Annotated in this window: 22 protein-coding genes; 6 read left to right on the forward strand and 16 right to left on the reverse strand. The window is 67.6% G+C overall.

Features of this window, described 5'->3' with window-relative positions; genetic code table 11:
- Positions 1-412: 412 nt before the first annotated feature.
- Genes fabG through ACSFBL_RS14960 form a run of 10 tightly spaced genes read right to left on the reverse strand, consistent with a single transcriptional unit; the run spans position 413 to position 9,914 of the window.
- Complete coding sequence (gene fabG / locus ACSFBL_RS14915) at positions 413-1,144, reverse strand: 3-oxoacyl-ACP reductase FabG (protein ID WP_435516570.1); 732 nt, start codon at positions 1,142-1,144, stop codon at positions 413-415.
- Positions 1,141-1,608 (reverse strand): hotdog family protein, encoded by a 468-nt coding sequence (locus ACSFBL_RS14920; protein WP_435516571.1) that lies wholly within the window; start codon positions 1,606-1,608, stop codon positions 1,141-1,143. The genes fabG and ACSFBL_RS14920 overlap by 4 nt, the downstream gene beginning before the upstream one ends.
- Complete coding sequence (locus tag ACSFBL_RS14925; protein WP_435516572.1) at positions 1,605-2,354, reverse strand: class I SAM-dependent methyltransferase; 750 nt, start codon at positions 2,352-2,354, stop codon at positions 1,605-1,607. Before ACSFBL_RS14925 ends, ACSFBL_RS14920 begins: the two co-directional genes overlap by 4 nt.
- Positions 2,351-3,178 (reverse strand): polysaccharide deacetylase family protein, encoded by an 828-nt coding sequence (locus ACSFBL_RS14930; RefSeq protein ID WP_435516941.1) that lies wholly within the window; start codon positions 3,176-3,178, stop codon positions 2,351-2,353. Before ACSFBL_RS14930 ends, ACSFBL_RS14925 begins: the two co-directional genes overlap by 4 nt.
- Positions 3,179-3,216: 38 nt before the next feature.
- Entirely contained in the window at positions 3,217-5,607 is a 2,391-nt protein-coding gene (locus tag ACSFBL_RS14935) for an MMPL family transporter (protein ID WP_435516573.1), read from the reverse strand.
- On the reverse strand, positions 5,604-6,233 hold the full coding sequence (locus ACSFBL_RS14940) for a LolA-related protein (protein ID WP_435516574.1): 630 nt from the start codon (positions 6,231-6,233) through the stop codon (positions 5,604-5,606). The genes ACSFBL_RS14935 and ACSFBL_RS14940 overlap by 4 nt, the downstream gene beginning before the upstream one ends.
- Positions 6,205-7,188 carry an acyl-CoA synthetase gene (locus ACSFBL_RS14945; RefSeq protein WP_435516575.1) on the reverse strand — a complete coding sequence of 328 codons (984 nt, stop codon included), beginning with the start codon at positions 7,186-7,188 and terminating at the stop codon, positions 6,205-6,207. The genes ACSFBL_RS14940 and ACSFBL_RS14945 overlap by 29 nt, the downstream gene beginning before the upstream one ends.
- A gap of 58 nt (positions 7,189-7,246) precedes the next feature.
- Positions 7,247-8,950, reverse strand: a complete 1,704-nt coding sequence (locus ACSFBL_RS14950; protein WP_435516576.1) for an AMP-binding protein — start codon at positions 8,948-8,950, stop codon at positions 7,247-7,249.
- 13 nt (positions 8,951-8,963) lie between these two features.
- Positions 8,964-9,602: a COG4648 family protein gene (locus ACSFBL_RS14955; protein WP_435516577.1), complete on the reverse strand. Its 639-nt coding sequence runs from the start codon at positions 9,600-9,602 to the stop codon at positions 8,964-8,966.
- A gap of 3 nt (positions 9,603-9,605) precedes the next feature.
- On the reverse strand, positions 9,606-9,914 hold the full coding sequence (locus ACSFBL_RS14960) for a phosphopantetheine-binding protein (protein ID WP_435516578.1): 309 nt from the start codon (positions 9,912-9,914) through the stop codon (positions 9,606-9,608).
- A 101-nt stretch (positions 9,915-10,015) separates the two neighbouring features.
- Between ACSFBL_RS14960 and ACSFBL_RS14965 the strand changes: the two genes are divergently transcribed.
- A complete protein-coding gene (locus ACSFBL_RS14965; protein ID WP_435516579.1) occupies positions 10,016-11,536 on the forward strand; it encodes a helicase HerA-like domain-containing protein in 1,521 nt (506 codons plus the stop codon).
- 13 nt (positions 11,537-11,549) lie between these two features.
- Here ACSFBL_RS14965 and ACSFBL_RS14970 read toward each other — a convergent pair whose 3' ends face one another.
- The 4 genes from ACSFBL_RS14970 to ACSFBL_RS14985 are packed head-to-tail and all read right to left on the reverse strand — an operon-like array spanning position 11,550 to position 15,525.
- Positions 11,550-12,776 carry a Glu/Leu/Phe/Val dehydrogenase dimerization domain-containing protein gene (locus ACSFBL_RS14970; RefSeq protein WP_435516580.1) on the reverse strand — a complete coding sequence of 409 codons (1,227 nt, stop codon included), beginning with the start codon at positions 12,774-12,776 and terminating at the stop codon, positions 11,550-11,552.
- Between the two features lie 29 nt (positions 12,777-12,805).
- Positions 12,806-13,600 carry an ABC transporter ATP-binding protein gene (locus ACSFBL_RS14975; RefSeq protein WP_435516581.1) on the reverse strand — a complete coding sequence of 265 codons (795 nt, stop codon included), beginning with the start codon at positions 13,598-13,600 and terminating at the stop codon, positions 12,806-12,808.
- Complete coding sequence (locus ACSFBL_RS14980; protein WP_435516582.1) at positions 13,600-14,532, reverse strand: ABC transporter permease; 933 nt, start codon at positions 14,530-14,532, stop codon at positions 13,600-13,602. Before ACSFBL_RS14980 ends, ACSFBL_RS14975 begins: the two co-directional genes overlap by 1 nt.
- 15 nt (positions 14,533-14,547) lie before the next feature.
- Positions 14,548-15,525 carry an ABC transporter substrate-binding protein gene (locus ACSFBL_RS14985; protein WP_435516583.1) on the reverse strand — a complete coding sequence of 326 codons (978 nt, stop codon included), beginning with the start codon at positions 15,523-15,525 and terminating at the stop codon, positions 14,548-14,550.
- Between the two features lie 198 nt (positions 15,526-15,723).
- Between ACSFBL_RS14985 and ACSFBL_RS14990 the strand changes: the two genes are divergently transcribed.
- Positions 15,724-16,203, forward strand: a complete 480-nt coding sequence (locus ACSFBL_RS14990; RefSeq protein WP_435516584.1) for an Lrp/AsnC family transcriptional regulator — start codon at positions 15,724-15,726, stop codon at positions 16,201-16,203.
- Positions 16,204-16,216: 13 nt separating this feature from the next.
- Here the strand turns inward: ACSFBL_RS14990 and ACSFBL_RS14995 are convergent, their stop codons facing one another.
- Positions 16,217-16,858: a DUF1109 domain-containing protein gene (locus tag ACSFBL_RS14995; protein ID WP_435516585.1), complete on the reverse strand. Its 642-nt coding sequence runs from the start codon at positions 16,856-16,858 to the stop codon at positions 16,217-16,219.
- Positions 16,855-17,427, reverse strand: a complete 573-nt coding sequence (locus ACSFBL_RS15000) for a sigma-70 family RNA polymerase sigma factor (RefSeq protein ID WP_435516586.1) — start codon at positions 17,425-17,427, stop codon at positions 16,855-16,857. Before ACSFBL_RS15000 ends, ACSFBL_RS14995 begins: the two co-directional genes overlap by 4 nt.
- 160 nt (positions 17,428-17,587) lie before the next feature.
- On the opposite strand from ACSFBL_RS15000, the gene ACSFBL_RS15005 reads away from it, so the two are divergent.
- The 4 genes from ACSFBL_RS15005 to ACSFBL_RS15020 all read left to right on the forward strand — a co-directional run bounded on the left by ACSFBL_RS15005 (position 17,588) and on the right by ACSFBL_RS15020 (position 22,165).
- Entirely contained in the window at positions 17,588-18,949 is a 1,362-nt protein-coding gene (locus tag ACSFBL_RS15005) for a GTP cyclohydrolase II (protein WP_435516587.1), read from the forward strand.
- Positions 18,946-20,346: a URC4/urg3 family protein gene (locus ACSFBL_RS15010; protein ID WP_435516588.1), complete on the forward strand. Its 1,401-nt coding sequence runs from the start codon at positions 18,946-18,948 to the stop codon at positions 20,344-20,346. The genes ACSFBL_RS15005 and ACSFBL_RS15010 overlap by 4 nt, the downstream gene beginning before the upstream one ends.
- A gap of 54 nt (positions 20,347-20,400) precedes the next feature.
- Positions 20,401-21,030, forward strand: a complete 630-nt coding sequence (upp, locus tag ACSFBL_RS15015) for a uracil phosphoribosyltransferase (RefSeq protein ID WP_286367663.1) — start codon at positions 20,401-20,403, stop codon at positions 21,028-21,030.
- Positions 21,031-21,163: 133 nt separating this feature from the next.
- A complete protein-coding gene (locus tag ACSFBL_RS15020; protein ID WP_435516589.1) occupies positions 21,164-22,165 on the forward strand; it encodes a BMP family protein in 1,002 nt (333 codons plus the stop codon).
- The last annotated feature ends 18 nt before the right edge of the window (positions 22,166-22,183 follow it).

Genomic DNA, 22,183 nt, shown 5'->3' on the forward strand with positions numbered 1-22,183 from the left:
GGTCCGCGCAAACTCGCTTCGCTCAAACACGCGCGGCCCTTTTTCCGCCTGAAGCTGCGCGCTTCGGCGGCGTAGAGGGGTCGCCCAACCCGCACCGCCTACCGGGCTCTGTGAGTGGACAACGGTTGCGGGCGTCTCTAACGTTGCAGCCTGCGCGCAATCACAACGGTTGCGGCGGACAGTTCAACCACAGCGTCCCAGCGTCGTCGGGCGGTGTGCCCGGTGCCGGCCGTTGAGGCACCGCCGAGCAGCGCAGCGGTACGCGGAAAAAGGGCCGCGCGTGTCTGAACGGAACGAAGTGGAGTGAGTTTGCGCGGACCCCGCGTACCGCGAGCAGCGCAGGGAAGCCGCGAAGCGGCCGGTGACGTCGGCCGGCACCGGGCACACCGCCCGACGACGACGCCCACGAACGCTAGATCATCCCGCCATTGATCGATATCACCTGCCCAGTGATATACGCCGCCTCGTCGCTCGCCAGAAAGCCAGCAAGCGCCGCCACCTCTTCCGGCTTCCCGGCGCGTTTCACCGGCACCATCTGATTGATCATCGCCGCATCAAACACCCCATCCGCCATCGGCGAGGCAATGATGCCCGGCGCAATGGCATTGACCGTCACGCCACGCGCAGCCACTTCCAGCGACAACGCCTTCGTCGCACTGTTGAGCGCTCCCTTGGCCGCAGCGTAGTTGACTTGCCCCCGATTGCCCGTCAACGACGCCACCGAGGAGATGTTCAGAATGCGCCCCCAGCGCGTGCGAAGCATCGGCAACAACAACGGCTGCGTCACGCGGAAGAAACCGTTGAGCGACACGTCGATCACCTTGTGCCATTGTTCCGGCTGCATGCCCGGAAGCACCGCATCGTCATGCACGCCCGCGTTGTTCACGATCACCTGCACCGGCCCGCCTTCGAGCATGCGCTCGCAGGCCGCGCGCGACGCATCGTCACTGCGCAAGTCGAACACCACGCACTCGGCCTTGCCGCCCGCAGCGGCGATCGTCGCAGCCAACTGCTCGACGGATTCGGGACGAGAGTTGGCGTGCAACAGCACGGTGGCGCCGTCACGTGCAAGGCGCTGCGCGATGGCCGCGCCCAACGCGCCGCTGGCGCCCGTGATCAGTGCGCGTTTTCCTGTGAGACTCATGAAGAAGCTTTCGTGGCAAGCGGTGTGTTCAGGACGACGACCGCACGGCCTTCGGCCAGCGAGCGATCGTGTGCGTCCTTCACCGCGAATTCATAAAGGATCTGGCTGACGTCGCCGGAGATCCGCTGGGCATGCACGTGCAGCGTGCCTTCAATGTCGTCGATACGCTCCACCGAGAGCCGCACGTTGCGCGCACTCGCCAGGAAGCCCGCCGAAGGCTCGCTGCCCTCCACGGCGAGCAGCCCGCCATGCAGTGCCATCGCCTGCGCCGCGTATTCGATCAGGTTCGGCGAGAGCAAGCCGCTCGCGGTGCGCAACGGATTGTCCGCATGCGCGTGCGTAGCGGTCGTGCAGTGGATGGCATTCACATCCCATGATTCGAGGCGCTCCAGCAAGCACATCGTGCCGCTGTGGGGGATGCGCCGGGCGATGCCGGCCCGGTCGAGTGTCTGTGGCGAAGTCATTCCGTTTCCTTGAGATCGGCCACCAGCAGCACATTGGCGAAGGGCGTGCCCTTGCTCATCGGAATGCTCTGCACGGTGAAGCCGAGACGCTGCAGCAGCGCCATCCAATCCTTGAGCGGGCGCCCCCACGTCGGTGACACGCGATGCCCGCGAACACGCGTCACCGTGCGGTCGACCCACTGGCTGATCGCAAAGCCGCGGCGGCTGTCCGCATCGCCGACGCGCAGGAGCAAGCGCCCGCCCGCCTGGAGCGCATCGCGCACACGGCGCAGCACACCCTCCTGGGCTTCCAGGTCGACGTAGTGCAGCACGTCGAGGATCACCACGAGGTCGGTCGGCGGCAGTTCGGCCGTGCACATGTCGGCGCAGATGAAGCGCGGCTCGGGTTGCAGATGCCCGACCGAGGCCTCGGCCCGCGCCACGTCCTTCGGCATCAGCTCGATGCCCGTATAACGCGCGCCGGCTGGGATGATCGGCCAGTTCGAGGGCCATTCGTCCGCCCGCGACTGCATGACGCTCATGGCCGACAGGAGGCTCACGAACAGACCCTGCCCGCAACCGATGTCCACCACGCGCGCATGGCGCTCGCCGATCAGCCCGCGTTCGATGAGCCCGCGAAACACTGGATCGCGCCCCAGCTTGCCGCGCGCGAAATGCCAGGCGAACTTGCCGGCCTTCCTGTAGGGCGCGGTCGCGCGCTCGTGCAGTCGACGCCACGCGGCGTCCGTCGAGATCTGGGCGCTCATGCCGCGAACGATTCCGGGAGAGTCACGGCCCGCAGGCCTTCGGCGCGGATCTTCGCCAGCAAGGGCGGCAATACATCCAACACCACGGCGCGTCCCGCGGGGGTGCGCGCGGCATGGCCGTCGTGCAGCAACAGGATGTCGCCGGCCTGCAGTTTGTGTGTCAGGCGCGCGAGCACGGTGTCGGCATTGCCCTCGCGCGTATCGAAGCCGCGGCGCGTCCAGCTCACCAGGGAGAGGCCCAGCCGATGCAGCACCGGGCCGAGGAACGGGTTGCGCAAGCCTGCCGGCGCCCGGAAGCATGTCGCGCGCTGGCCCGTGACCTCCTGCAGCACGCGCTGTGCACGCGAGATCTCGTTCGCAAAGCCGCGCGGGCCCAGGAAGGAGAAGTTGTGACGATGTCGCGCCGTGTGGTTCTGGATGCTGTGGCCGCGCGCGACGATTTCGCGTGCCAGCGCCGGGTGTTCGAGCACGCGGTCGGCGATGCAGAAGAAGGTGGCGCGCTGGCCTTGCGCATCGAGCAGGTCCAGCACCTGCGGTGTGACTTCCGGATCGGGGCCGTCGTCGATGGTGATCGCGATTTCGCGCCGGGCCACGGCGGCCGCCGGCAGCCGCGAGACATTGGGCCCGAGCAGGCTGCTGCGCGGCGTCAGGCCGGCCGCCGTGATCAGCGCGTGGTTCAGCACGATTCCGCCAATCGCCCAGGGCGCCGCACCGGGCACCAGCACGGCGACGCCGCCGGCGAGCAGATGCCAGCCGACACTGGCACGAATCATCGGCGGCCAGGGCCAGGACGGCGGAACGGGGACGGGTGCGACTTGCGACATGCGGGGGTTGATAAAGCGCGGCTGGGCGGATTTTCCCATCAGTCCCGCTTCGGGGCCATCGGGGCCGACGCGCGCACGAATGCGGCCGACAGCAGCAGCGCAAGAAAGGCGCCGGGCGCAACCACCCGGCCGATCGATGAAAGCGCCGGAATGTTGGAAATGGCGATCAGGCCGAACGAGACGACCGTCGTCAGGTTGGCCAGCATCAGCGATGCCAGCGTGTCCTCGTCGGCGCGCCCGGTTTCACGCAACTGGTCGAAGAACAGCGCGTAGTTCGATCCGACGGCCACGATCAGCAGCAGCCCCACCAGGTGCAGGATGCCCAGCGGCACCTGCAGCGCGGCCATCCCGCCCAGCGTGAGCACCACCGCCATCACCAGCGGCTGACAGACGGCCAGCAGCCGGCGCCCGGACCGAAGGTAGACGGCGAGCAACACAACCACCGCCAGCGCGCCCAGCATGACCTGCACGAATGCCTCGTGCAGGTAGCGCGTGTAGAGGCTGGAAAGCTCCTGGCCGACATTGACGACCTGCACGTCGGGCAGGCCATCGAGCGCCGAGGCGAGTCGCGCGTCGTCGAAGCTGGCACCCGGATGCAGGGAGATCAGCGTCGACCACCCACCGCCCTGCCGCTCGAACATCAGCGCGCTGACCACCGCATCGAGCGGACCGCCGCGCAGGTCGGCGCGCTGGATCATCGGCTGCGTTTTCGCGGCCTGCACCTGGGCGATGAAAGGTTCGAGGCGCGTCGCCGGCAGCGGCAGGCCACGGGTCGCTTCGGCGAGCCGGGTATGCAGCACCTGGGCATCGGGCAGGCTCGCGATGCGTGCCGCCTGCGCCGCCTCACTGGGCAACAGGCGGGCAACGGTTTCGAATCCGGCGAGATCGCCCTTGTCCACGAGCGCATCGAGACGGGCGCCGGCGGCTTCGGTGTTGCGCAGGGCCGCCTGCAAGTCCGCGCCGCGAACCACGATCAGCGTGCCGCCGTCGCTCGCGCCGATGTCCTCGCGCAGTTCGGCGTCGAGTTGCTGGGCCGCCCTCGGCACGGGGCTCATCGCGCCGAGGTTGGCGCGCCAGAGGTGGCCGCCCTGCCAGATCACCAGCGCCAGGGCAGCAACGCCGAGCGCCGCGAACACGTAGCGCAGTCGCGGCAACGCACGCATGAGGACGCCGGCAACCTGCGCCATCTGCTTGCGCATGCCCATGCCGGTCGCGCCGTCCGGGGCGAGCACCGGCAGCACGTGCCGCGCGACGAGCGCCGCGGCGATCAGCCCGGCGAGCGAGAACACGCCGAGTTGGGCAAGCCCCGGAAATCCCGAGAACACCAGCGCCGCGAAGCCGCAGACCGAGGTCAGCAGGCCCAGCCTCACCGTGGGCCAGTGGATGTCGCGCCAACGCTGCCAGCCGGTGCCCGGCACGGCCGCGCCGCGCGCCTGGATCAGGTAGTAGATCGCGTAGTCGACGGTCTCGCCGATCAGGGTGCTGCCGAAGCCCATGGTCAGGCCGTGCACGCCGCCGAACACCAGGCTGACCGCGGCCGTGCCGGCGACCACGCCAGTGGCGACAGGCAGCAGCGCGATCACCAGCGCGCGCGGCGATGCGAAGGCCAGCAGCAGCAGCGCGCCCATGACGAAGCCGCCGACGACGGCCAGGTGGATCGCCTCGCTCTTGATCTGGTCGCGGCTCTGCACGGAGAAAACAGGCGCGCCGGTCATCTGCAGCCGCGGCCCCGCGCCTGCCAGGTTCCGCGTCGCAGCATCGAAGGCGTCCTGCACGCGCGCGATGGCCGAGGCGATCGCATCGAGGTCGCTGCCGGGCGCGTGCGTCGTCGCGAGGATGAGCGCGCGCGGCGCCGTTCGCGACGCCCAGACGCCCTCCTCGCTGCGCGGCGCGCTTGCCGGTATCAGGCCCTCGGCGATGCGTTGCGTCTCGCCGGTCGGATCGCGTTCCAGCAGCGGCTTGAGCGCGTTGCCGGCGGGGGTGCCGAGCATCGACAGGCTGTCGACGATCGCATCGCGCAGCCCCTCGGCGGTGAAGCGCTCCGGCGTCACGGCGGGAGACAGCCGGTAGCGGTGGTCGAAGACCCAGGTGCCGGCGTCCTTCCAGTCGCTGGTGTCGCCGTTCTGGACCTGGTCGAACAGCTTGCTCTCGCGCATCGACGCGGCCACGGCGCGCGACACCGCTGCGCGCTGCGCCGCATCCTTGCCGCCCTCGATGCCGATGAAGATGGTGCGCGACGCGATGCCGCTTTGCAGTTGCTCGATCAGCACGCGTTGCCGCGCATCGGGGCTCGCCGGCAGGAAGGCCGAGAGGTCTGCGCTGAAATGGGTGCGCGCGATCAGGACGATGCCGGCGAGCAGCAGCGCCAGCCAGATGCCCAGCGCCAGTGCGGCGCGGCGACGATCGAACCTGGCTGCGACGGGTGTCACGGCGCGGAACGGGCAGGCGTCCGCGCCGCCCCCCCGGCACCGCGTTCGGGCGTAATGTTCATCACTGAGCGATCGCCACCGATGAACTCCATCTCGATGCCGAGCACCTCGCCGCCCCGCCCGCTCAGCCGCATGCTGCGCACCTGGGCCGCGAGGCGTTCGTCGACCGGCTGCAGGTCGAGCGCCCAGTTGCTGGCGGAGCCCGAGAGCGTGCTTCGGAAGTAGCGCTGCAGGCCCTGCGAATTGCCGCTCAGCGTGCCGCGCATGGCCTCGACCAGGCCTTGCAGTTCCGGCATGCTGTCCAGTTGCACCGTGCGGGTCCGACCGCCGCGCGACAAGGTCAGGGTGTTGCCTTCCACGCTCATGCTCTCCGGGCGCGGCGTGAGCGTGCGGCGCACGAGCTTGTCGGGCGCAGTGAAGCTCAGCGCCCCGCTCGCCTCCAGCGGCCCCTCCAGGCCGTGCACGAAGCGCTGCTCGGTGAACTTCGCTTCGCCGCTCTTCTGCTGTGCCAGCAAGGCCATCAGTTCCTGCAGGTCGAAGGCCCAGGCCGACGAGGCCGACAAGGCGAGCGCCGCCAGCAAGGCCCTGCACCAGCGGTCAAACCGAATCTTCGAGCCAGAAGTCATGGAAGTTGAACCAGTTGTACGGGTAGGCCCGGCACAGCGCCTCGAGCCGGGCCACGTAGCTTTCCAGCGCAGCGCGGATGCGCCGTTCTCGCTCGGCAGGATCGCTCACCCTTTGGCTGAAATCGGCGAGCGGCTCGAACAGCACATCGTAGCGGGCGCCGCCTGCGTAAAGCCCCGCCATGAAGAACACTTTGCGCCGCAGCAGGGCCGCGAGCCGGAACGGTCCATCGTTGAACAGCGCCGGCTTGCCCAGAAATGGGATTTCGATGCTGCTGCCGCGCTGCTGTCCCGCTTCCTCGGGTCCGGCCAGCGTGCGATCTGCGAGCAGCCCGGCCAGTCCGCCGCCATCGAGCCAGTCGCGCAGGTCGAGCATCGAATGCGGCCGGCCCAGCGCGATGATGTGCGGCCGCAAGCCCGGAAGGCTGATCGCGTCGAGCACCGCGTTGATCTGCTGCGCGTTGTCCGGGTACATCACCATCGCGGCGCGCAGGTGGTCGGGGGCGGCGCTGTGGTTCGTGGTCGCACCCACGGCTTCGAAGCTGCCGACGTGCGCGCCGAGCATGAAGGCCCCTCGTCCGGCGTTCGTCTCGGCCTCGACCGGCTGGTTGCCATAGACGCGGATGTCGAACAGGTCCAGCCGTCCGCGCAGGAAATAAAGGCGGTCCAGCACCGTCGATGCGAACGCATGCAGCAGGCGATACCCGTCGCTCCGCCCGGCCTTCGGGCCGATGGCGCGGAACAGGTAGCGCTTGATGTGCCGCCGGGGCGTGGGCGAGAACAGCAGGAAGTAGAGCGAGATCGGATGGAGGATCAGGCGCGTCAGGGGTCGGCCGCACTGGATCGCGATCCAGCAGATCACGCGCAGCGCCAGCATGTTGCTGCGCTCCGGCGCGCGCGACCATTCGGCCCTGCGGGCTTTCAGGTCGCCGGCGTCGGGCGACCGGTCCTCTGTCACTCTGTCACCCCCGTGCTTCGCACCGCGGTGCGAACGCCTTCGGGCAGCCGCGCGGCGCTCACGGCTGCGCGCCGGCGCCGGGTGTCCATCGCCCGCTGACCGCGATCACGTCGCCGCAACGCACTTCGAAACGCAATCCCCGCGATGCGCCGGTTTCAGGGATGAGATCGATCACCAGCGTGCTGCCCGGGCGCACCGGCGCCAGGAACTTGGCGGCGGCCAGCGTGGGTTGCGAGCCGATACGCCCGGCAAGCGCCGGAACGCTGCGCACGGCTTCAAGCACCTCGGACACCAGCAGCGCCCCGGGCATGAGGGGCTGGCCGGGAAAGTGGCCGGCGAACGCGGGATGGTCCTCCGGCACTTCGCGCGTGAGTTGCACGGGCGTGGTGTCCGAGGCCAGATGCGCGAGCGCGAACTCCCGCAGCGATCGCACGGTCAGCTTGCCCGTGCCCTCGCGCGGAAACGCCGCCACGTGCACCACCCGGCGCGGCACGAAGACCGCTTCCAGCCGCTCGCGGAGCGCCGCGATGATGGCGTGCGCGTCGAGCGTCGGCGCCACGACGAAGGCCACCGGACGCACCACGCCGTCGGCGACGTCGTCCGGCAGCCAGAAGGCGCCGTCCTCGACACCGGGAATGCTGTTGAGATGATGGTTGAGGTAGCCCAGCGAACTGCGCCGGCCCGCGACGTGGATCAGGTCGTTGGCACGGCCCAGCAGCCGGAAGCGGCGCTCGTCGACGAGTTCCAGCACGTCGGCCATCGGCGTCGGCTCGGGGATGAAATCGCCTTCGAAGATGAAGCGCTCCCCGCCGTCGTCGCCGTGCTCGGCGTGCACGCGGATCTCGCCGAAGGTCTCCCAGACTTCGCTCTGTGTCGGACGGCGCGTCGCGACCTGGCCCGATTCGGTGCTGCCGTAGATCTCGATCAGCATGCCGCCCATGGCCTGCTCGGCCTGCGCGGCAAGCTGCGGCGACAGCGGCGCGGTGGCCGACAGGATCAGCTCCACCGGCGGCAAGGCGATGCCGGAAAGCAGCAGCGTCTTCAGGTGGAACGGCGTGGTCACCAGCGCGCGAGGCTGCGGCACCGAGGCCAGCGCCTGCGCGACGTCAGCCGGGAAGAAGGGACGGCCGCTGTCGAAGGCGGCGCCACCGAGCAGCGCCAGCAGCGCGGACGACTCCAGGCCATAGCTGTGCTGCACGGGCACCGTCGCGACCAGCGTCAGGCCGGCCAGCGAGGGCCGCCCGAGCAGGCTGGACAGCCGTCCGACCGCCGCCTGCACATCGCCGACCAGCGTGCCCCAGGTCTTGGCATGCGGTTGTGGCGCGCCGGTCGATCCCGAGGTCAGCAGGCTCACGGCGTGCAAGTCGCGCGCGATCAGGGGCACGTTCGCATCGGCCGCGCCGGCTGCGGCGGGCTCGCGTTCGACGAGCACGCGCGGCAGGCCGGGGGTTTCGACGTGCGTGTCGTCGGTCACCGCGAAGGCCGGGTCGCCGATCTCATGCACGCGGGCCAGCGTGTCGGGCCGGGCGTCCGGCGGGAGCAGGCTTGTTTCGCCGCGCACCAGGGCGGCCGCGAGGCTCACGGCGAAGGCGTAGCGATCGCCGCACAGGTTCACGACCGGTCCGCCCGGAAGCAGGCGCGGCGCGAGGCGCTCGACGTCCGCGAGGAATTCGCGCGCGCTGACGGGCACGCCGGAGCGCCAGGCGAGCGGCTGATCCAGGTCGCGATCGGCCAGTAGCGGCAGAGAGGGGATGAAACTCACCGTGAAATCCGGTTCAATGCCGGGCCGCGCGATCCACCGGCCCGCTGTAGAAGGCACGCACCGCATCGATCAGCCGGTAGCGCTCGAATTCGGGATGCAGCCGATAGCGCAGCAGGTACTCGCCGATGAAGAGCGCGCCGATCATCACCGGCGTCAGCAGGTTGGCCAGCACCGACCAAGTGGCGAACGGGAGGGTCGCATAGACGACCACGGAGGCCACGGCCATGGCGGCGAAATACAGCGTCCAGACCGTCGTGACGTGCGAGGTATAGGTCAGCATGGCCGGCGACAGCGGGTGCACGCGCTCGGCGAACTGGCCGATGAGCGACAGCCGTCCGCTGCGCAGCGAGCCGCCGAACCATCCGCACAGCAAGGCATTGATGGCGACATGCTGGAACATGTAGATCCGGTTCGGATCGCCGGCCTCGCCACGCAGCACGAGCACGAACAAGGCCACGCCGCCAAGGCCGGCCAGCGCCAGCCCCCAGTTGCCGAAGCGGCTACCTGCGATGCCCAGCGCGGTCAGCCACAGGGGGCCCAGCAGCACGGCGAGCGCCCACGGCTCCGCCGCGTGGTAGAGCATCATCCAGTGGGAAAGGCAGGCATAGGTCACTCCCGCCAGCAGCAGGAGCGCCAGGCGCCATCGGGACATGGATCAGGAAGCCCGATTCTGCGCAACGTGGGTGGCAAGGCTGCGCAGCGACGAGAAGATCTGCTGGTTGCGCTCGTCGTCCGAACGCAACTGGAACCCGTACTTGCGGGAAACCTCGAGCGCGACCTCGAGGATGTCGATCGAATCGAGGCCGAGTCCTTCCCCGTAGAGCGGTGCCGTCGGCACGATGTCGGCCGGAGCGACCTCCAGATTGAGCGATTCGACCAGGAGGACGGCCAATTCATTCTCGAGAGGTGACTGTTCGGATGCGTCGCCGGCGGCGGGAATGGGGGAATGGGCAGTCGATGACAAAAGAAAACTCCGGGAACGTAATAGGAACTATCGCACGGGGTCGCGATTATAGGAGGCCGGCTTCGCTAGACTGACTCCTGTCCCAACGACCGGAAACCACCATGGCCGACCCTTTGCTGATCGCCCGCCACGACGCCATCGAATGCAGCCTGCTGCCGGGCCTGACGAATCGCCACGGTCTCATCACCGGCGCGACCGGCACCGGCAAGACCGTGACGCTCCAGACCATCGCCGAAAAGCTCTCGAGCATCGGGGTGCCGGTGTTCATGGCCGACGTCAAGGGCGACCTGACCGGCGTCAGCCAGAAAGGCAGCATCGGCGCCAAGTTGGCCGCCACGCTCAAGGAGCGGGGCCTGGACCAGCCCGAATCCCTCGCCTGCCCCGTCACGCTGTGGGACGTATTCGGCGAACAGGGCCATCCGGTGCGCGCCACCGTGTCCGACATGGGGCCCCTGCTGCTGGGCCGCATGCTGAACCTCAATGAGACCCAGGCCGGCGTACTGAACCTCGTCTTCAAGATCGCGGACGACAACGGCCTGCTGCTGCTCGACCTCAAGGACCTGCGCGCGATGCTGCAGCACGTCGGCGACAACGCGAGCCAGTTCACGACCACGTACGGCAACATCAGCGCCGCGAGCGTGGGCGCGATCCAGCGCGGCCTGCTCCAGATCGAGTCCCAGGGCGGCGACAAGTTCTTCGGCGAGCCGATGCTCAACATCGCCGACTTCATGCAGACCGAAGGCGGCAAGGGTGTGATCAACATCCTCACGGCCGACAAGCTGATGAATTCGCCGCGCCTCTACGCGACCTTCCTGCTGTGGCTGCTGTCGGAACTGTTCGAGCACCTGCCCGAAATCGGCGATCCGGACCAGCCCAAGCTCGTGTTCTTCTTCGACGAGGCGCACCTGCTGTTCAACGAGGCGCCCAAGGCGCTCGTCGAACGCATCGAGCTGGTGGTGCGGCTGGTGCGCTCCAAGGGCGTGGGCGTGTTCTTCGTGACGCAGAACCCGCTGGACATCCCGGATTCGGTGCTCGCCCAGCTAGGCAACAGGGTGCAACATGCGTTGCGGGCCTTCACGCCGCGCGACCAGAAGGCCGTCAAGGCCACGGCAACCACGATGCGGCAGAAGCCTGGGCTGGACATCGAAAAGGCCATCACCGAGCTGGCCGTCGGCGAGGCGCTGGTCAGTTTTCTCGATGACAAGGGGCGCCCGACCATCACCGAGCGGGTGTACGTCCTGCCGCCGGGCAGCCAGATCGGGCCGATCACGCCGGCGCAGCGCCAGGCGCTGATCGCGAACTCGCTGGTCGCCGGCGTGTACGAGAAGACGGTCGACCGCGAATCGGCCTACGAAAAGCTGAAGGGGCGCTCCGAGACGGCGCCGGACGCGCCCACCATCACCGGAAAGGCCGGAGCGGGCACGGCCGCGACGCAGGAATCCGGCGGCGTGATGGGCAGCCTCAACGAGATCCTCTTCGGCACGACCGGGCCGCGCGGCGGCAAGCACGACGGACTGGCGCAGACCATGGCCAAGTCCGCCGTCCGCACCATGGGCACCACGATGGGCAAGGAAATCCTGCGCGGCGTGCTCGGCGGCATCTTCGGCGCGAAGAAGCGCTGAGCCGCCACCGCCCTCAGACCAGTTCCGTCAGCGCGTTCTCGAAAGCCGTGCGCGCAATGCCGGACCGTGCGCTGGAGCGTGCATGGCAACGCTCCAGCGCCGCGGCCACCGTGGCGGACACATCGCTGAAGATCGCCGCATCGGAAATCTCGGCATCGTCCTGCATCAGGAACGCGAAGGCGCGCGCCATCCCGCAATTGGCGATGAAGTCCGGGATGACCGCGACTTGCGAATCCGCCTTCTCGTAGATCGGGCCGTAGAAGATCTCGCGATCGGCAAACGGCACGTTGGCGCCGCTGGCCACCACTTCGAGGCCGCCCTTGACGAGCGCATCGACCTGCGCCTGCGTCACCAGCCGCGAACCGGCGCAAGGCAGGAAGACCTCGGCACCTGCGCTCCAGACCAGCTCGTTGATCTCGTCGAAGCGCAGCATGTACTTGGCCGAAAGCTGGTTGCCCTTCTTCTCGAGAAAGAGCTGACGCACCTGTTCGAGCGTGAAGCCCTCCGGATTCAGCACCCCGCCCTCGCGGTCGATGATGCCGACCACCCGCGCGCCGGCCTGCGCCAGGTAGTACGCGGCGGCCGAGCCCACATTGCCCCAGCCCTGTACGATGACGCGCTTGCCGGCGACCTGCCCCCCGTAGAGCCGGTAGTAGTGCAACACCGATTCCGCCACGCCCCAGCCCGTGATCAGGTCGGCCACCACGTACTTGCGCGTGATGTCCGGCGAGTAGAGCCGGTCCTCGACGACCTTGGCCACGCCCATGCGAAGCTGCCCGACCTTCTGGATGCGCTCGCTGTCGCTCGGCGCGAAATGCCCGTTGACCACACCCTCCTGCGGATGCCACAGGCCGTAGCTCTCGGTGATCGGAATCACCTCGTGCACCTCGTCGATGTTCAGGTCGCCGCCGGTCCCGTAGTAGCTCTTGAGCAGCGGCGTCACCGCCTTGTACCAGCGGCGCAGCACGTCGTTCTTGCGCGGGTCGGCCGGGTCGAAGTCGATGCCCGACTTGGCCCCGCCAATGGCGGGCCCGGAGACGCTGAACTTGACCTCCATGGTCTTTGCCAGCGACTCGACCTCGCGCCGGTCGAGCCCGGCGCGCATGCGCGTGCCACCGCCCGCAGCGCCACCGCGCAGCGAATTGATCACGACCCAGCCCTTGGCCGGCGTCTCGGCGTCGTGCCACTCGAAGACGATCTCGGGGGCCTTGTTCTCGAAGCGATTCAACAGTTCTTTCATCTCGATCTTTCAGTTATTGGGTGTCGGTTTCAGGCCAGCAAGAGCTTGTCGTCATCTAGTTTTTCGCCGCGGGTCTTCTCGAACATGTGCAGCAAGTCGGGGACATCCGTGCCTGCGCGCTCGGCGCCCTTGACGTCCAGGATTACTCGGCCTTCATGCAGCATCACCGTGCGCGTGCCGTAGTCGAGCGCCTGGCGCATGCTATGCGTGACCATCATGGCCGTGAGCTTGCCGGCCTCGACGATGCGCGCGGTCAGTTCGAGCACGAAGGCGGCCGTCTTCGGATCGAGCGCCGCCGTGTGCTCGTCGAGCAGCAGGATGCGCGACGGCTGCAGCGATGCCATCAGCAGGCTGACGGCCTGCCGCTGTCCGCCGGAGAGCAGCCCCATGCGGTCTGCCAGCCGGTTCTCGAGTCCGAGGTTGAGGATGCTGAGCTTCTCGCGGAAGAGTTCGCGCAGGCTTCGCGTCAGCGAGAAGCCGAAGGTGCGGCGCGCACCGCGCTTCCACGCCAGCGCCATGTTCTCCTCGATCGTGAGCGCCTCGCAGGTGCCGGCCATCGGGTCCTGGAAGACACGGGCGACGAGGTTCGAACGCTCCCACGCCGGGCGGCGCGTGACGTCTTCCTCGTCGATGCGGATGCTGCCGCGATCGACCATCAGGTCGCCGCTGACGGCATTCAGGAAGGTCGACTTGCCGGCCCCGTTCGAGCCGATGACGGTGACGAACTGCCCCGTCGGAATCTTCAGGTCCAGACCTCGCAGCACCCGGTTCTCGATCGGGGTGCCGGGATTGAACGCGATCTCCAAACCTTTGGCGTGCAACATCAGCGAGCCTCCTTGACAGTGGGCGCCGCAGCGATGCGGCGAGCGCCCGGCATGAGCCCGGCCAGCTTCCGCCTGTAGCCCGGGACGAGCAGCGCGAAAGCGACCAGCACGGCGGTGACCAGGTTCAGGTCCTGCGCCTTCAGGCCGATGAAATCGCTGTTCAGCGCAAGCGCGATGAAGAAGCGGTAGAGCACCGCCCCGAGCACGCAGGCCAGCGTCGTGACGATCAGGCTGCGCGCCGGCAGGATGGTCTCGCCGATGATGACCGCCGCGAGGCCGACCACGATCGTGCCGATACCCATCGAGATGTCCGCGCCGCCTTGGCTCTGCACGAACAGGGCGCCGGCCAGCGCCACCAGCCCGTTGGACAAGGCGAGGCCCCACACCGTCTGGCGATCCGTCGAGATGCCCTGCGCCCGCGCCATCCGCGGATTGCCGCCCGTGGCACGCATCGCCAGCCCCGCCTCGGACGCAAAGAAGAGATCGAGCAGCAGCTTCGCCGCGACCACGATCACCAGCAGCACCAGCGGCTTGAGCACGTAGTCGGGCATGCCGCCGAACGCGACCATGCTGAAGACCGTCGGCTCGTCGATGAGCGCGATGTTGGGCTTGCCCATCACGCGCAGGTTCACCGAGTAGAGGGCGATCATCACCAGGATGCTGGCGAGCAGCTGCATGATGCGCAGCCGCACGTTCAGCCATGCGGTGAGGTAGCCGGCGAGCGCGCCCGCCAGGATGGCCGCCGCCGTCGCGGCGAACGGATTCCAGCCCGCCACGATCAGCGCCGCGGCCACGGCCCCGCCCAGCGGGAAGCTTCCGTCGACCGTGAGATCGGGGAAGTTGATGATGCGGAAGGACAGGAAGACACCCAGCGCGACCAGTCCGAAGATCAGGCCGATCTCGATGGCGCCGAGGGAAGCAATGAGCGACATGTTGGCGATGCCTGCTTACTTGACGACGACCTGCGCGGACTTCAGCAATTCATCCGACAGCGTCACGCCTTGCTTTTGCGCGGCCCCCGGATTGACGTGCAGTTCGAAGGTGCTGCTGGTCTGCGAAGCGATCGTTCCCGGCGCCTGGCCCTGGAGGATGCGCACGACGATCTTGCCGGTCTGGTGGCCGATGTCGTAGTAGTTGAGGCCCAGCGCCGCGACGGCACCGCGCTTGACCGCATCGGTGTCCGCCGCGACCACCGGGATCTTGGCCTGCTGCGCCACCTTGACGATGCCTTCGAACGCCGACATCACATTGTTGTCCGTGGGTGCGTAGATCACGTCGACCTTGCCGACCAGGCTCTGCGCCGCACCGGCCACGTCGACCGTGCGTGCGGCGGCGCCTTCCACCAGCGTCATGCCGGCAGCCGGCATGGCCTTCTTCAGCGCTTCGATGATCGAGACCGAATTAGCTTCGCCCGGGCTGTAGATCACGCCGACGCGCTTGGCGTTGGGCACCACGCGCTTGATGAGTTCGAGGTGCTTGTCCAGCGGCGACAGGTCGGACACGCCTGTGACATTGGTGCCCGAAGCCTCCCAGCCCTTCACCAGCTTGGCGGCGACCGGGTCGGTGACCGCGCTGTAGACCACCGGGATTTCCTTGCTGGCGGCGACCACGGCCTGGGCCGACGGCGTGGCGATCGCGACGATCACGTCCGGCCGTTCGCCCACGTACTTGCGGGCGATCTGCGCCGCCGTGCCGTTGTTGCCCTGCGCGCTCTGGTATTCGTACTTCAGGTTCTTACCGGCTTCGAAGCCGGCGGACTTCAGTTCGTCCTTGACGCCGTCCCGCACGGCATCGAGCGCCTTGTGTTCGACGATCGAGGTGACTGCGACCGATACGGTCTTGTCGGTGGCATGGCTGGGAGCGGCAGCGCCGGCAAGCGCGACGGCAAGCAGGGTCAAGGAGGAACGCAAGAAAGAATATTGCACTTTGGAGTCCTGATGAGAAATAGTCGGCAGGGTTCAATTTCGCGAGACGCCCCGATCGGGCGCCTGCCAGGTCGGCGACGATGAGCCGCGTTCCATGGGACTAAGTGTGATTTTTCGCACGAACAATCTGCTTTCATCCGGCGTCGGGGCGAACCCTCGGAAGCGAAAGATAATTTCGCTTTATCACCCAACAAGGAGATGAACTTGCAAGAGCCCGATTTCGACCGCGTCGACCGCAAGATCCTCGGCTTCCTGCAGGAGCACGGGCGCGCGTCCAACCTGGAGGTGGCCGCGGCCGCCGGCCTCTCGCCCGCGCAGTGCCATCGCCGCCACAAGCGGCTGGAGGAAGCGGGATTCATCGCGCGCTACGAGACGCGCCTGGACGCCGCAAGGCTGGACCTGCACGTCGTGGCCTTCATCCTCGTCGCGATGGAAAAGGGCCACATCCGGGACATGTCGAAATTCACCGACGTGGTGACCGACCTGCCGGAGGTCCTGGAGTGCTATTCGATCACCGGCGACTACGACTTCGTGATCAAGGTCATCGCACGTGATTTGAAGGGGCTGTCGCAATTCCTGATCGACAAACTGATGCGCCTGCCGGGCGTCGACGGGGTGCGCTCCAGCGTCTGCCTCGACGAGTTCAAGTGCACCAGCGCCCTGCCCTTGCCGGACTGAAGCCGGCTCGGATTCACCAGCGAAGGACCCTCGGCCCGATCAGGGCGCCCGCAACCACCGGCAACGCGATGCCCGCGACGTACCAGACCGCCACGAACGGCGCCGCCAGTTCAGGGCAATGCAGGGCATAGACGGCAGCCCCAGCGCCGCCGGCCATCGCGCCCGCTGCGGCACCGGCCAGCGCGAGGCGCGTCGGCGCGAGTCCCTTCAGTGCCAGCAGCACGGCCACGAACACCGGCAGTGCAATCATCGCGATGTTCAGCGTGCAGACGCGCCATGTCTGCCCCATGACGAGCGTCGGGCGCTCCTCCGCGGGCGACGACATCAGCACCATCGCCGCCAGCCCCCAGAGGACCAGCAACGGCACCGCAATGCCCAGCCAGGCTTTGCGGACGCGCACGCCGGGCCGCGCAAGCCGCTGGACGATCACGTAGCCCGCGATGGCCACGCAGATCGGAAACAGCAGCCGCACCCAGAACATCGGCCAGAACATCATCTCGATCAGGTCGCGGCGCGGGCCGAACGCGGACAGCATCCAGGCGAGCGACAACGGCACGCTGACCAGCAGCGCCGCCTGCAGCCGGCGCGAAGCCGAACGCCGCGGCACCGGCGCCGAACCCGCGGCGAGCATGTCGACGAGATCGTCGGTCTTCACCGGGCCACCTCCTTGATCTTCTGGGAGAGCGCCTTCAACCCGCGATGGATGCCCACCTTGACCGCCGATTCCGACATGCCGGTCAGCCTGGCGGTCTCCGCGACCGAGAGGCCTTCGAGCTTCACGTGCACGATGGGCAGCCGGTGCCGGTCCGGCAAGGTGTCCAGCAGGCCGGCCAGGTCGCGGCGCGCATCGCTCGCCTCGGTGGCGGATTCAGCGAAGACCGCGAGGTCGTCGTCCAGCGGCTCATGCAAGGCCTCGCGGCCCGCCTTGGCGCGCAGCAGGTCGATCATCTTGTAGCGCGCGATCGCATGCACCCAGGCCGTGAGGGGCTGGTCTCTCTGGTAGGTATGGCGCTGGTTGTGCATCGCGAGTAGGCATTCCTGAACGAGATCTTCCACTTCATCGGGCCAGCCGAACAGGCGCCGGCCCAGGAACGCGCGAAGGTGCGCGCTGAGTTTCTGCAGGAACGCACGGTAGGCCGCGGCGTCGCCGTCGAGGCCGCGCACGAAGAGGTCGCGCAGCCCGCGCTCCGCATCGCTCTTCGCCAGCGGGCTCTCCTTGGTCATTCGTGCTTTCGGTTCTGCCGGTTACAGGCGCGTCCACAAAAAGAATTTCCGGCGGATTGTGCCGCCCGCGCGGACCCCGTGGCGCTTACGGCGAATGGCGTACGCCCCGGCTTGCCAGTTGTGGGAGCCCTCGGTACATTGCGGTTTTTGAGGGCCTGCAATGTCTGTTGACACCGTTCCGACTCCATCTTCCCCTTCGCTTTCCTCCACGTCTCCCGAGCCCTCCCCTGCCGCCGCGCCGCCCGAGTCGGTCTCGATCTCGCCGGTCTATCCCGGTTCAGCCCCCCAGCGCAGCCACATCCGCCTGACCTCGCATGCAGGCGGCTTCGGTGCGCTGCCGATCCAGTGGGGCGCGGCCACCGCGGCTGAGCGGGGCCCGGTGGTCGGCACCACCACCAAGCGCGCGCATCGCAACGTGATCGGTACGCACAGCGGCTCGTACAGTGTCTATCGTGCGCTGGCGGTGGCCTCGGGGGCGCTGTCGCCGAACCACAAGGCCGACCTGACCAACACGGCACCGACCGACGCCATCGGCCCCTATCCGCAATGGAGCGAGCCCGGCAAGATCGTCTCGCTCGATCCCTGGGGCGCCGTGGTGGCCGACGTGTTCTCCGGCGAACTCGCGGCCGGCTACGACATCCGCCCGACCATCGCGGTCACCAAGGCGCACGTGATCCTGCCGGAGGTCATCGAGGCCCTGCAGAAAGGCCGGCTGAAGGCCGACGGTAAGTTCCTGACGGCCGGCGGTGCGGCAATGGTCACCAAGGCGGCGATCGAGCCCGTGTGGTACCTGCCCGCGGTCGCCAAGCGCTTCGGCTGCTCCGAGACGGACCTGCGCCGTGTGCTCTTCGAGGAAACGGGCGGCATGTACCCCGAGCTGGTGACGCGCTCCGACCTGGAAGTGTTCCTCCCGCCGATCGGCGGCCAGACCCTCTACATCTTCGGCAACGCGCGTGATCTCGCCAACCCGGACGTCGAGCTCACGGCGCGCATCCACGACGAGTGCAACGGCTCCGACGTGTTCGGCTCCGACATCTGCACCTGCCGGCCCTATCTCACGCATGCCATCGAGGAGTGCATCCAGGGTGCGCAGCGCGGTGGCGTCGGGCTCATCGCCTATTCGCGCAAGGAAGGCCGCGCGCTCGGCGAAGTGACCAAGTTCCTCGTCTACAACGCGCGCAAGCGCCAGGTGGGCGGCGACACGGCGGATCAGTATTTCGCGCGCACCGAGTGCGTGGCCGGCGTGCAGGACATGCGCTTCCAGGAACTGATGCCCGACGTGTTCCACTGGCTCGGCATCCGCAAGATCCACCGCCTGGTGTCGATGAGCAACATGAAGTTCGACGCCATCACCGGCTCCGGCATCGAAATCGGAACGCGCGTGAACATCCCCGACGAACTGATCCCGGCCGACGCCCGTGTCGAGATGGACGCCAAGATGGCCGCCGGCTACTTCACGCCCGGCGTGGTGCCGGACGCGGAGGAACTCAAGAAGGCCAAGGGCCGGAAGCTGGACCAATGACAAAGGAAAACTACGGGTTGGATCCGGAACGACCCACGCACAATCCTGCGGTCCGCAGCGCTGACGCCGAAGGGCACGTCGACCCCGCCGCGGAATTCGTGCCGGACACCGAGCACCCCGCCGGCGCAGCCGCGTACTTGCGCACGACCCAGGCGGTGCGTAGTCGTGCGGCAGCACTGCTGGCCCGGGCACGCGCGGGCGAGTCGCGGTGGTTCACGATCGGCGGCGACGACGCGATGGAAGACACCGCGCGCACCGTGGGCGAAGTGACGCGCGACCGCTACCCGTGGAGCCCCATCCCGTACCACAGCCGCTGGCGTCACTTCGAGGCGGGTGGCCTGAACCGGCCCAAGATGCTGGATGAACTGCTAGGCAAGGCCGACGCGCGTCAACGCGCCCGCGCCCACATCGACCTCGTGCTGGTGAGCGTGCTGCTCGATGCCGGCGCCGGCCCCGACTGGCACTACGTCGAGGCCGCCACGGGCCAGCGCTTCACGCGCTCCGAGGGGCTCGGCGTCGCGAGCTTCCATGCCTTCACGAGCGGCCTGTTCTCGTCGAATCCCGCACAGCCCCTTCAGGCCGACGCCGCCGGACTGCGCGCGCTCGTCACCGACCGGCTGGGCGACGCCTTCCAGGTCAATGCGGTCAACCCGCTGGTCGGATTGGCGGGCCGCGCGACCCTGCTGCGCCGGCTGGGCGAAGCGATGAGCGAGCAGCCGGAAGTCTTCGGCGACGACGGACGGCCGGGCGGAATCTTCGATGCGCTGGTCGGACCCTACGGGCCTGCCGCGCCGCCGACCGCCGAGATCACCGCGCACGAGATCCTCTCGCTCCTGCTCGAATCGCTCGCCGGCATCTGGCCGGCTTCCAATTCGATCGACAGCATCGCCGCCGACGGCAGCGACACCATCGGCTCCGGCAACCCGGCGCATGCGCTGGGCGACTGCTGGCGCCACAGCGCGGTGAGCGGCCCCGGGCTGACCAACGGCTGGATGCCCTTCCACAAGCTGTCGCAGTGGCTCACCTATTCGATGCTGGAACCCTTCGAATGGGCCGGGGTCAAGGTGCGCCATCTCGAAGCGCTGACCGCCCTGCCCGAGTACCGCAACGGCGGCCTGCTCATCGACAGCGGCATGATCGTGCCCAAGGACCCGGCCTTCCTCCAGCGCGACTGGAAAGTGAGCGACGAATTCATCGTCGAATGGCGTGCACTGACCGTCGCCCTGCTCGACGAACTGGCGCCGCGCGTGCGCAAGGTGCTCGGCCGCACCGACGAAGACCTGCCGCTCGCCCGCGTGCTCGAAGGCGGCACCTGGGCGGCCGGCCGCGTGATGGCACAACGCTTGCGTGAGGGTGCGCCACCCTTGCGTATCGAAAGCGACGGCACCGTCTTCTAGACTCCACCACCTTTTCCACAACGACAAGAACGCCCAGCCGCTTCTCGACCACTCATGAGCAACGTCCACCTCGTCGACCATCCCCTCGTCCAGCACAAGCTCACGCTGATGCGCCGCAAGGAGGCCAGCACCAACAGCTTCCGGCGGCTCCTCAACGAGATCAGCATGCTCATGGCCTACGAGGTCACGCGCGACATGGCGATGCAGGACATCGAGATCGAGACGCCGCTCGAGACGATGCACGCCAAGGTCATCGACGGCAAGAAGGTGGTGCTGGTGTCGATCCTGCGTGCCGGCACCGGCATCCTGGACGGGATGCTGAGCGTGATTCCGGGTGCGCGCGTCGGGCACATCGGCCTGTACCGCGACCCGAAGACGCTCACCGCCGTCGAGTACTACTTCAAGATGCCCGGCGGCATGGAAGAGCGCGACGCGATCGTGGTCGATCCGATGCTGGCGACGGGCAATTCGGCCGTTGCAGCGGTGGAGCGTTTGAAGGAACTCAACCCTAAATCCATCAAGTTCGTCTGCCTGCTGACCTGCCCCGAAGGCGTGAAGACGATGCAGGATGCGCATCCCGATGTGCCGATCTACACCGCCGCGATTGACCGCGAGTTGAACAGCCACGGCTACATCCTGCCGGGCCTCGGCGACGCGGGAGACCGCATCTTCGGGACGAAATGAGGCTCGCCCCCAGGCTTGCTCACTTTGTGTAGCCGCCTACCCCCTACCGGGGGCAACACCAGCCGCCCGGCTAAGCCGGTTCCGCGGTGTTTCACGAATAAGAAGCTGGATTTTTCAACCGAGGAGAAGCACCGTGACAGCACGTCGTCAGATCATCATTCGTTCGGTCGCCATTGCCACCGCGTTTGCGGCCGGGGCGCCGGGCATTGCGCTCGCGCAGGCCAAGCTCAAGGTGGCGGCGGTGTACACCGTGCCATTCGAGCAGCAATGGGTGGGGCGCATCCACAAGGCGCTGAAGGCGGCGGAGGCGCGTGGGGAGATCGAATACACGGCGACGGAGAACGTCGCGAATGCCGACTACGAACGCGTGATGCGCGAGTACGCGACGGCCGGCAACCAGCTCATACTGGGCGAGGTGTTCGGCGTGGAAGCGGCGGCGCGCAAGGTGGCGAAGGACTTTCCGAAGACGGCTTTCCTGATGGGCTCGTCGCTCAAGCCGCAGGCGCCGAACTTCTCGGTGTTCGACAACTACATCCAGGAGCCGGCCTACCTGTCGGGCATGGTCGCGGGCGGGATGACCAAGACGAACAAGATCGGCATGGTCGACGGCTTCCCGATTCCGGAGGTGAACCGACTGATGAACGCTTTCATGGCCGGTGCGAAGGAAGTGAATCCGAAGGTGGAGTTCAGCGTGAGCTTCATCAACAGCTGGTTCGATCCGCCCAAGGCCAAGGAAGCGGCCTTCGCGATGATCGACAAGGGTGCGGACGTCATGTATGCCGAGCGCTTCGGCGTGAGCGATGCGGCCAAGGAAAAGGGCAAGCTCGCGATCGGCAACGTCATCGACACGCAGGACAAGTACCCCGAGACGGTGGTCGCCTCCGCGCTCTGGAATTTCGAGCCTTCGGCGGATCGCGCGATCAAGCTGGTGAAGGAAGGCAAGTTCGCCGCAGAAGACTACGGCCCTTACTCGATGATGAAGTACAAGGGCTCCGAACTGGCGCCGCTCGGAACCTTCGAGAAGAAAGTGCCTGCCGATATCGTCGCCAAGGTGAAGGCAAAGCAGGCGGACATCCTGTCGGGCAAGTTCACCGTGAAGGTAGACGACAGCCAACCCAAGTCGACGGCCAAGTGAGGAGCACTGAAAGCCGCC

This window comes from Variovorax glacialis (assembly GCF_051216375.1).
GTDB lineage: Bacteria > Pseudomonadota > Gammaproteobacteria > Burkholderiales > Burkholderiaceae_C > Variovorax.

Bases quoted from the DNA above. Each gene is read 5' to 3' on its own strand.
- ACSFBL_RS15010 (WP_435516588.1), top strand. From the start codon at position 18,946: ATGACAAAGGAAAACTACGGGTTGGATCCGGAACGACCCACGCACAAT.
- ACSFBL_RS15005 (WP_435516587.1), top strand. From the start codon at position 17,588: ATGTCTGTTGACACCGTTCCGACTCCATCTTCCCCTTCGCTTTCCTCC.
- upp (WP_286367663.1), top strand. From the start codon at position 20,401: ATGAGCAACGTCCACCTCGTCGACCATCCCCTCGTCCAGCACAAGCTC.
- ACSFBL_RS14920 (WP_435516571.1), bottom strand. From the start codon at position 1,608: ATGACTTCGCCACAGACACTCGACCGGGCCGGCATCGCCCGGCGCATC.
- ACSFBL_RS14975 (WP_435516581.1), bottom strand. From the start codon at position 13,600: ATGTTGCACGCCAAAGGTTTGGAGATCGCGTTCAATCCCGGCACCCCG.
- ACSFBL_RS14970 (WP_435516580.1), bottom strand. From the start codon at position 12,776: ATGAAAGAACTGTTGAATCGCTTCGAGAACAAGGCCCCCGAGATCGTC.
- ACSFBL_RS14940 (WP_435516574.1), bottom strand. From the start codon at position 6,233: ATGACTTCTGGCTCGAAGATTCGGTTTGACCGCTGGTGCAGGGCCTTG.
- fabG (WP_435516570.1), bottom strand. From the start codon at position 1,144: ATGAGTCTCACAGGAAAACGCGCACTGATCACGGGCGCCAGCGGCGCG.
- ACSFBL_RS14925 (WP_435516572.1), bottom strand. From the start codon at position 2,354: ATGAGCGCCCAGATCTCGACGGACGCCGCGTGGCGTCGACTGCACGAG.
- ACSFBL_RS14990 (WP_435516584.1), top strand. From the start codon at position 15,724: ATGAACTTGCAAGAGCCCGATTTCGACCGCGTCGACCGCAAGATCCTC.
- ACSFBL_RS14980 (WP_435516582.1), bottom strand. From the start codon at position 14,532: ATGTCGCTCATTGCTTCCCTCGGCGCCATCGAGATCGGCCTGATCTTC.
- ACSFBL_RS15000 (WP_435516586.1), bottom strand. From the start codon at position 17,427: ATGACCAAGGAGAGCCCGCTGGCGAAGAGCGATGCGGAGCGCGGGCTG.
- ACSFBL_RS14930 (WP_435516941.1), bottom strand. From the start codon at position 3,178: ATGTCGCAAGTCGCACCCGTCCCCGTTCCGCCGTCCTGGCCCTGGCCG.
- ACSFBL_RS14965 (WP_435516579.1), top strand. From the start codon at position 10,016: ATGGCCGACCCTTTGCTGATCGCCCGCCACGACGCCATCGAATGCAGC.
- ACSFBL_RS14955 (WP_435516577.1), bottom strand. From the start codon at position 9,602: ATGTCCCGATGGCGCCTGGCGCTCCTGCTGCTGGCGGGAGTGACCTAT.